This window comes from Streptomyces calidiresistens (assembly GCF_014141525.1).
Lineage (GTDB): Bacteria > Actinomycetota > Actinomycetes > Streptomycetales > Streptomycetaceae > Streptomyces > Streptomyces calidiresistens.
This window is the reverse complement of record NZ_VKHS01000166.1, coordinates 1-8,475: the sequence shown is the minus strand read 5'-3', so window position 1 is coordinate 8,475 and position 8,475 is coordinate 1. Positions and strand designations below refer to the sequence as shown.

Genomic DNA, 8,475 nt, shown 5'->3' with positions numbered 1-8,475 from the left:
GTATAAGAGACAGCCTGTGGGGGGAGTGCCGTACACCAGGGATGGGCTGCTCATGCCGGGTCCTTTCTCGGCGGGTCCGGGACGGTGATCGGGGCGGTGATCGGGGCGGCGGCGAAGCGGCCCCATCACTCCCAACCGCTCTCTCGAGCGGTCTAGTTGGGGTGCAGGCCGGTGAACTCCAGCCCTCGGTCCTCCGGCTCGCCGAAGCGCACGTTCATGCACTGGACCGCGTTGCCCGCGCCGCCCTTGACGAGGTTGTCCAGAGCCGCGATGACGGTGACGGTCGAGGCGCCCTCGTCCAGGGCGAACCCGACATCGCAGAAGTTGGAGCCGGAGAGGATCTTGGGGTCGGGGAAGCGGTGCATGCCGCGTTTGGCGGCGACGATCCGCACGAACGGCTCGTCGGCGTAGGCCGCGCGGTACCGGGCCCGGATGGCCCGGGCGTCCGCCCCTTCGCCGAGCGCCACCCGGCACAGCAGCTGTACACCCCGTACGGCCTCCACCCCGGTGGCCGTCATCCGGACGGTGTGTTGGGTGGCCAGTGAGATCTCCGCCTCGTGGCGGTGCCGGGTCGGGGCGAAGACCCGAAGCGCTCCGCTGCGCTCGGCGTGCAGGTTCTCCGAGCCGGCCTTGGCGCCGGAGCCGGAGGAGCCGGTCCGCGCGTCCACCGTGATGTCGCCACGGATGAGTCCGCCATCGGCGAGCGGGGTCAGTGCCAGGATTCCGGCGTTGGCCATGCAGCCGGGCACCGAGATCCGATCGGCGACCCGCAGTCGCTCCCGGTGGAGCTCCGGGATCCCCGGAGTGAAGGTGGGCAGCAGATCGCGCGCCTCGTGCGGGGTGCCGTAGTAGTGCTCGTACACGTCCGCGTCGTGCAGTCGGAAGTCGCCCGAGAGGTCGATGACGACCCCGGCCGCGGCGAGGAACTCCGGCATCCGACGCATGGTCTCGCGGTGCGGTGTGGCGAGGAACAACACGTCGCAGTGATCGAGTTGTTCCTCCGCGGAGAAGGTCAGGCGGGTACGACCCCGCAGGTTGGGATGGACGGAGTCCACCGGTCTTCCGCGCAGGGTGCGGGAGGTGGCGGCGGTCAACTCCACCCCGGGGTGGTTGATCAGCAGGCGCAGAAGCTCGCCGCCTATGTAACCGGCCGCGCCCACGACGGCTGCCTGGATCATGCCCGGGTCTCCTTGATCAGCAGGTCGACGATGGCGCCGGCCACGTCGATGTCCGTTCCGTGTGTCTCCTGGAGCCCTCGGAACTCCACCCGGTCGTTGACCTCGAGTACGGTCAGCCGCCCGTCGGGGTCCTGCAACAGATCGACTCCGGCGATCCGGGCGCCGAGCTTTCCCGCGGCGGCGACGGCGAGGGTGGTGAGGTCGGGGTCGAGCGGACAGCGCTCGCTGACCGCGCCGCGGGCGACGTTGGTCCGCCACTCCTTGCTGCTGCGGTACGTCGCGCCGACGGCACGTCCGTCGACCACCAGCACCCTGATGTCCCGGTCCGCCTTGGGGACCTCGCGCTGCACGTAGACGATGTGGGACTGCGGTGAGGGCAGCGCCGCCAGGTGTTCCAAGACGGCCGAGGCCATCGCCGGATCGGTGACGCGGGTGACCAGCCGCCCCCAGGAACCCACCAACGGTTTGACGACGGCCGGGTAGCCGATCTCCTCCAGTGCGGCCAACGCCGCGTCGGGGGTCAGCGCGAGTCCGGTGTCGGGAGTCGGCAGGCCCTCGGCGACCAGGGCCGCCGAGGTCTGCCACTTGTCGCCGCAGACGGCAGTGGCGGCGGCGCTGTTGAGCACCGTCACCCCCACCGACTCCAGCGCGCTCGCCGCGTACAGCGCCCGGTAGTGGCCGACTTCGCGGTTGAGCACGGTTCCCGGGCCGTCCCACGCCGTGCCCGCACGGACCGAGAGCGACCGGGGATCGATCTGCTCGCACACGATGCCGCGCTTGTCCAGCGTCGCCAGGATGCTCTTCTCCTCGAATCTGACCCGCGAGGCGAGGACACCGAACCGCGCTGTAGCGGAACTCATCGACTCCTTCTCCCTTCCTGTCGAATTTACTATCGGGTTTCCTGTCGTGTTTCTTATCGCGCTTCTCGTCGATTCCTGTCGCTTTCCGTCGATCGGGGCGGGTTACTCGCCCCAGTCCTCCTCGACCTCCGGCGCAAGCACGATCTTCGGCGGCTCGACGGATTCGACCTCGAACTCCACCCGGCAGTCCGGGCACTCAAGGATTTCACCGACCCGGGTGTCGTTCTCCCAGGGCACTTCCGCATCGCATTCGAGGCACTCGGCCGCGACAAGGGTCTGTGACATGACATTTCCCTCGCTTCGGAGAAAGCTGATGATTCCGTCTCGACTGTAGCGCCGGGTTTTCCGCGAGCCGTCGGGTACGGCATGAGGGACTCGTATGGAACCGAGTTCGACTTCTTATTCGGACACAGCCGCCGGCATTCCGTCTCCGGAGCAGGCGCCCGTTCAGGCCGCCGAGGCGCTCAGCTCGGGGGGAGAGGAGTACCCGACCGGCTCGACGGGCTCGACGGGCTCGACGGGCTCGACGGGCTCGACGGGTTCGACGGGTTCGACGGGTCCGGCGCCCCCGGTGGCGAGCGGGTAGCCCCGCAACCCCCGGATGAACGCCTTCCGCGCGATGTGCGCGAACCCCTCCGGTGTCCGCCCCGGCGCCACTGCCAGGGTCACCGGGAGGGGGGCGGGCGGTTCGGGCAGCCCGGGGCGTACGGCCGGGGACAACCCCCACAGTTCATCGCTGTTGGCGACCAGGCAGGTCAGCCCCAGACCCGCCTTGGCCGCCGACCGCAACCCGATCAGCTCCGGCCCCTCGTAGGCGATCCGCCAGGGGATGCCGGCGTCGTCGAGCACCGTGGTGACCAGTCCGCGCAGAGTGCACGGGGTGGGGAACAGCGCCAGCGGCAGGTCGTCCCGCTCCCCTGTCGCCGGATGACCGAACCAGGCCATCCGCATCCGGCCGAGCTCGATGTTCTCCATCGTCTGATCGGGCGGCTCGGCCTGCAGGAGCAGCGCCGCGTCGAGCTGTCCCGAGGCGAGCTGCTGTGCCAGCACCTCGCTCGTCCCGGTACGGACCCGGAGTTGCGCCTGCGGGGCACCCCGGTTGACGAGTCTCAGCACCTCGGGCAGGGTCTCGGCGAGCTGACCGGTCACCCCGAGCGAGACCAACACCCGCCCGACCTCCGGCACGAAACGGCCCACCACCTCGTCGTTCAACGCGACCATGCGGCGTGCGCAGGCGAGCAGTTCCTCCCCCTGCGGGCTGAGCCGCATCTCACGTCCGGTGGAGGCGAACACCGGCCCCCGGACGAGCCCTCTGAGCTGGCGGATCTGTTGACTGACGGCGGGCTGCGTGATGTGCAGGGCCTCGGCGGCCCGTCGGAAGCCGCCGTGGTCGACCACGGCGATGAGCGCTCTCAGCCGATTTATCTGCAAGTCGTGCCGCATTCTCCACCCCGCCTTTTCTCTCAGGATCCGAGTGAACCTGCGATGACGGTAGGGCGCGGCGCTCCATCCGCACCACGGCACCGCTCACGGGATGGGTATGAGATCCTCACACGCGGCGGGGGCAGGTTTCACGAACGAAGAATTACCGCATCTTATGCGGGCCATAATGAATGGTCTTGGAATTCTCCCCACACGCACCCGTGAAACACCTACCGTCGACCTCGGTCACATCAGCTCACCCGACCCGAGGGAGACATCATGCCGACAGCCACCGCGGATTCCGCGATACCGCAGGAAGTTCGGATCCAACTCGCCGATCCGGCCCTCGCCGAGCGCAGCCCGGGAGAGGAATTCGCCTGGTCGGTGCGGGGCGTGGGCGGGAAGGAGGACCACAGGGTGCCCTTCCGGGCCCACCTCCCCGCGGTGTTCCCGCTGTTCGCCACCCGCCCCCGCTACGCGGTACGGCATCTGCTGAAAACCGCCTCGGTGGCCGACGCCCCGGTGCCTTTCGTCCACGAGCCGGCGGCCCGTGTCGCCGCCTCGGGGACGTCCTACGCCGGCACCCCCGAGAGTTCCTTCACCTCTTCCGTGGAAACGGCCGAGCTCACCGACCTGACCGTGCGGGTGCCGCTGCCCACCGGTCTGCTGGACCAGCCGGCGCTGCTCGCCTCCTTCATCGACTACCGGGTGCTGGTCCGACTGTCGGTGGTGGAGAACCAGACGCTGCTGCACGGCAGCGAGGACAAGGCGATCACCGGTCTGCTCCGGCTGCCCGGACTGCGGCGCGGCGACCTCGGTGACGACGTGTACGCCTCCGTGACCAGGGCCGCCGCCGAGGTGGAGGAGACCGGTGGTTCCTGCGACGGCATCGTCGTCCACCCCCACACGTACTGGGAGTTGGTGAGGGACGGCGGGCTCGGCCGACTGGGGGCCGCCGGGGTAACCGTCTCGCGCACCCGGATGATCCCGCGCGACCGGGTCCTGTTGGGCGACTTCAGGGCGGCCGTGACGCTGCTGGTGCCCGGGGTCGCCTCCCTGACGCTGCTGCGCGGCGCGGGACCGGACGGCACGGACGTCGTGGAGGCCACCACCCGCATCGGACTCGCCGTCCACCTCCCGCAGCACTTCCTGCTGCTGGGCCGCGACTGATCCGCGGCCCGCGACGAGCGGACCGACCCGGACCGACCCGGACCGACCCGGACCGACCCGGACCGATAACGAAGGGATTCAGTCACATGAGCGGCCCACCCCCCCGTGTCCTCTACCTCACCGGTTGGATGCGCAGCGGCAGCACCCTGCTCGGCAATGTACTGGGCGAGCTGCCGGGCGTCCGGCACATCGGCGAGCTGCACTTCCTCTGGCGGAACGGCGTGCTCGGCGTCGGAACCAACTCCAGCTGCGGCTGCGGACAGCGGGTCACCGAGTGCCCGTTGTGGGCGAAAACGCTCGCGGCGCTGCCGGCCGGGCTCGATGAGTCCACCGCCCGCCGCATGCTCGCCCTCCAGCACGCGCTGCTGCGTACCCGGCACACCCGGAACCGGATCGCCGAGGCGCGCGGCACCCGGCCCGCGGCGCCCGGGTTGACCGAGCTGCTCGACCGGTCGGTCGCCGTCTACCGGACGTTGACGGAGCTCGGCGGGGAGCGACTGGTGGTCGACGGTTCCAAGTGTCCCGCCGAGGCGGCGGCGCTGCTCGGTCGGGATGATCTCGACGTCCGGGTACTGCACATCGTGCGCGACCCCCGGGCGACCGCGCTGTCGTACCGCGGCGCCAAGGAGTACATCGACCCGATGTCACCGGCCCGCAGCAGCGGTTACTGGACGGCGTTCAACCTCGCCTCCGAACTCGTCGGCACCACCGCCGCCGATCGTTACCTCCGGATCCGACACGAGGACCTGTGCGCCGACCCGCGGCGGGTGGTCACCGAGGTGATGCGGTTCGCCGGGCTGTCCGGCCCCCCGCCGGTCGACACGGACGGCCGGGTCGAGCTCGGGGTCAACCACACCGTCACCGGCAATCCGGACCGAATGCGCCGCGGGACGACCCGGATCGCGACGGACCACCGTTGGCGCACGGCCTTGTCCGGCCGCGACGTCGCGGCGGCCACCGCTCCGGCGCTCCCGCTGCTGGGCCGCTACGGCTATCCGTTCCTTCCCGGCCGGGCGGCGGCGGCCGTGCCCCCGCCGAACCCTCCCGCTTCCCGGGCGGGTGCCCCGGCCGCCGGCGCCCCTTTGACCGATGGTCCCGTCCAAGCGGGGGACACCCGATGAATCTCGGACTCGCCGGCCGCGCCGCCCTGGTGGCGGCCTCCAGCAGCGGGATCGGCCTCGCGGTGGCGAAGGTCCTCGCCGCCGAGGGCGCGGACGTGTCCATCTGCGGTCGGGACGCCGGAAAGCTGGCGAACGCGCACCGGGAGGTGGACGCCGACGGCCCGGGCCGGGTGCTGAGCACCGTCGTGGACCTGAGGGACGAGCACGCCGCCGCCGACTGGGTCCGGCGGACCTCCGAGGAATTCGGCGCCCTGCACGTCCTGGTGACCAACTCCGGCGGGGTGCCGTTCGGCCCCGTCCAGGACTTCGACGTCCCCCGGTACCGCGAGGCGGTGAACGACAACCTGCTGCCCCACGTGTCGCTGTCGCTGGCCGCCGCACCGTATCTGAAGGAGGCCGGCTGGGGGCGGATCGTCATGATCACCTCCGAGTCGGTACGTCAGCCGCACACCGGCAGCGGCCTCTCCTCCGTCGCGCGGCTGGGTGTCCTGGGCTTCGCCAAGGGGCTCGTCGACGCCTTCGGTGCCTCCGGAGTGACGGTCAACGTCCTCGCTCCCGGCTTCCACCGCACCCCGATCCTCGATGTCCAGTACGGCGACCGCGTCGAGGAACGCCTCGCCGAGGTGGCGGCCCGACTGCCGCTCGGTCGGATCGGCCGTGCCGAGGACCTGGGCGCCCTGGTGGCCTTTCTCGCCAGTGAACAGGCCTCGTTCGTCACCGGGACCGTGTTGCTCGCCGACGGCGGCAACACCCGGGGCATCGGTTGACCTCGTGCCGCACCCGACCGGCCGCCCCACGGCCACCTTCGTGAAGGAGTTCCGCCCATGCCGTCCCTCGGAGAAGTCGCCAGCTCGCGCGCGTCCGCGCTGTACGTGGTCAAACTGGGCAGCGCCACGCTGCGCCACCCCCGGGTCTTCGACGAACTACTGGAGTTGCGCGGCCGCGGTGCCCGCCTGCTCCTCGTGGCCGGCGGCGCCGCCGGGATCACCGAGCACTACCGGCGCATCGGCCGCGAGATCCGCACGCTGAGCTCCCTGCGCGGCGACGGGATCCGCTACTGCCCGCCGGAGGAGATGCGGCACATCGTCACCGCCTACGAGGAGGTGACGCTCCCCCTGGTCGAGGAGGAACTCACCCGCCGCGGCCTCTCGGTGTTCGCCTCGCCGGCCCGTGGCGGTGGGTTGGTCCACGCCACCGCCAACGGCCCGCTGCGGGTACGGGACGGGGACCGCGTCCGGATCGTGCGCGACCACCGGGCCGGCACCATCGCCGGTGTCGACGCCCGCCGCCTCACCGCGCTGCTGGACGCCTTCGACGTCGTCTGCCTCTCCCCACCGGTCGCCGACACCGAGGGCGGTACGCCGCTGAACGTCGACGCGGACGTGCTGGCCGCCGAACTGGCCCGCGCCCTGGACGCCGACCATCTGCGGCTGGTCACCGGTACCGCGGGTCTGCTCGCCGACCCCGAGGACCCCACCAGCACCGTGCGCCACCTCACCGAGGGCGAGGGCGGGCACTACGCCCGCGGTCGGATGCGGCAGAAGGTCAGGGCCGCCGAGATCGCGCTGGGCGGCACCTCCGACACCGCGATCACCGGCCCGCACACCCTGTCCACCACACACACCACCCGCTTCTGGGGCACCACTCCACCGGCCGACGACCTCACCCTGCTCTCCCGCACCGTACAGCTCTCCTCGGTCTCCCGGGACGAACGGGAACTCGCCTCCTTCCTCGCCGAATGGTGTGAGGACAACGGGATCAAGAGCGAGATCGACGCCGCCGGCAATCTGGTGGCCACCAAGGGCGCGGGAGAGCGGCGACTGCTGTTGCTCGGTCACCTGGACACGGTGCCGCACCGCTGGCCGGTCCGCTGGGACGACGAGGTGCTGACCGGCCGCGGCTCGGTCGACGCCAAGGCCAGCCTGGTCACCTTCCTCCAGACCCTCGCCGAGGTGGATCCGCCCGAGAACGTGGAGTTGCGGGTGATCGGCGCCGTGGAGGAGGAGATCACGGGGGCCGGCGCCTTCCATGTCAGGGACGCCCATCGGGCCGACGCGGTGATCGTGGGCGAGCCCAGCGGCGCGGCGGCCCTCACCCTGGGTTACTACGGCCTGGTCAAGTTCCGACTGCACACGCGCGAACGCGTCGGCCACACGGCGGGGGAGGGGGTCCGCACGGCCGGCGACCGACTGGTCGACACCCTTCTCGCGGTGCGCGAAGCGGTCGCCGGGGTCGCCCCGGACGCCCTGACCGCCACCCTCGGTGTACGCGCCCTGAACGAGGGCGACATACAGGCCGGCGAGGCGGTGGTCGACGTACGACTGCCCCCCGGCAACGCCGTGGACGCGCTGCTGGAGGCGATCCGCGCACAGGTGTCGCCGCCGGTCGACATCGAGGTGCTGCGGGCCACTCCGGGCGTGGTCACCGCACGTACCAGCCCGCTGGTGAAGGCGTTCCAACGGGCCTTCCGTCGGGAGGATGTGAGGCCGCGCTACCTGATGAAGAAGGGCAGCAGCGACATGAACACCCTCGCCACCACCTGGCACGGCATACCCATGGTCGCCTACGGGCCCGGCGACGCGAGCCTGGACCACACGCCCCACGAGCACATCCACGCAGCCGAGTTCCGGCAGGCCCGGCGTCTCCTCACGGCCGCCGTCCACGAATGGAGCACGATGTGACCCTCCGGACCCCTCCCCCGCCGTGTGGCCGACGCGGTCGCGC

General features: G+C 71.0%; 8 protein-coding genes. 4 read left to right on the top strand and 4 right to left on the bottom strand.

What is annotated here, in order from left to right; genetic code table 11:
- Positions 1–152 precede the first annotated feature (152 nt).
- The 4 genes from argC to FOE67_RS09680 form a co-directional block, all read right to left on the bottom strand.
- Complete coding sequence (argC, locus tag FOE67_RS09695) at positions 153–1,178, bottom strand: N-acetyl-gamma-glutamyl-phosphate reductase (protein ID WP_182662585.1); 1,026 nt, start codon at positions 1,176–1,178, stop codon at positions 153–155.
- Positions 1,175–2,038 carry a RimK family alpha-L-glutamate ligase gene (locus tag FOE67_RS09690; protein ID WP_182662583.1) on the bottom strand — a complete coding sequence of 288 codons (864 nt, stop codon included), beginning with the start codon at positions 2,036–2,038 and terminating at the stop codon, positions 1,175–1,177. The genes argC and FOE67_RS09690 overlap by 4 nt, the downstream gene beginning before the upstream one ends.
- Before the next feature lie 102 nt (positions 2,039–2,140).
- A complete protein-coding gene (locus tag FOE67_RS09685; RefSeq protein ID WP_182662581.1) occupies positions 2,141–2,323 on the bottom strand; it encodes a lysine biosynthesis protein LysW in 183 nt (60 codons plus the stop codon).
- A 162-nt stretch (positions 2,324–2,485) separates the two neighbouring features.
- On the bottom strand, positions 2,486–3,469 hold the full coding sequence (locus FOE67_RS09680; RefSeq protein ID WP_228473716.1) for a LysR family transcriptional regulator: 984 nt from the start codon (positions 3,467–3,469) through the stop codon (positions 2,486–2,488).
- Positions 3,470–3,739: 270 nt separating this feature from the next.
- Here FOE67_RS09680 and FOE67_RS09675 point away from each other — a divergent pair, with 270 nt between their 5' ends.
- The 4 genes from FOE67_RS09675 (at position 3,740) to FOE67_RS09660 (ending at position 8,432) form a co-directional block, all read left to right on the top strand.
- On the top strand, positions 3,740–4,630 hold the full coding sequence (locus FOE67_RS09675; RefSeq protein ID WP_182662576.1) for a family 3 encapsulin nanocompartment shell protein: 891 nt from the start codon (positions 3,740–3,742) through the stop codon (positions 4,628–4,630).
- 86 nt (positions 4,631–4,716) lie between these two features.
- Positions 4,717–5,751 carry a sulfotransferase gene (locus tag FOE67_RS09670; protein WP_182662575.1) on the top strand — a complete coding sequence of 345 codons (1,035 nt, stop codon included), beginning with the start codon at positions 4,717–4,719 and terminating at the stop codon, positions 5,749–5,751.
- Positions 5,748–6,518 carry an SDR family NAD(P)-dependent oxidoreductase gene (locus FOE67_RS09665; RefSeq protein ID WP_182662573.1) on the top strand — a complete coding sequence of 257 codons (771 nt, stop codon included), beginning with the start codon at positions 5,748–5,750 and terminating at the stop codon, positions 6,516–6,518. The genes FOE67_RS09670 and FOE67_RS09665 overlap by 4 nt, the downstream gene beginning before the upstream one ends.
- A 57-nt stretch (positions 6,519–6,575) precedes the next feature.
- Positions 6,576–8,432 carry a M20/M25/M40 family metallo-hydrolase gene (locus FOE67_RS09660; protein WP_182662571.1) on the top strand — a complete coding sequence of 619 codons (1,857 nt, stop codon included), beginning with the start codon at positions 6,576–6,578 and terminating at the stop codon, positions 8,430–8,432.
- The last annotated feature ends 43 nt before the right edge of the window (positions 8,433–8,475 follow it).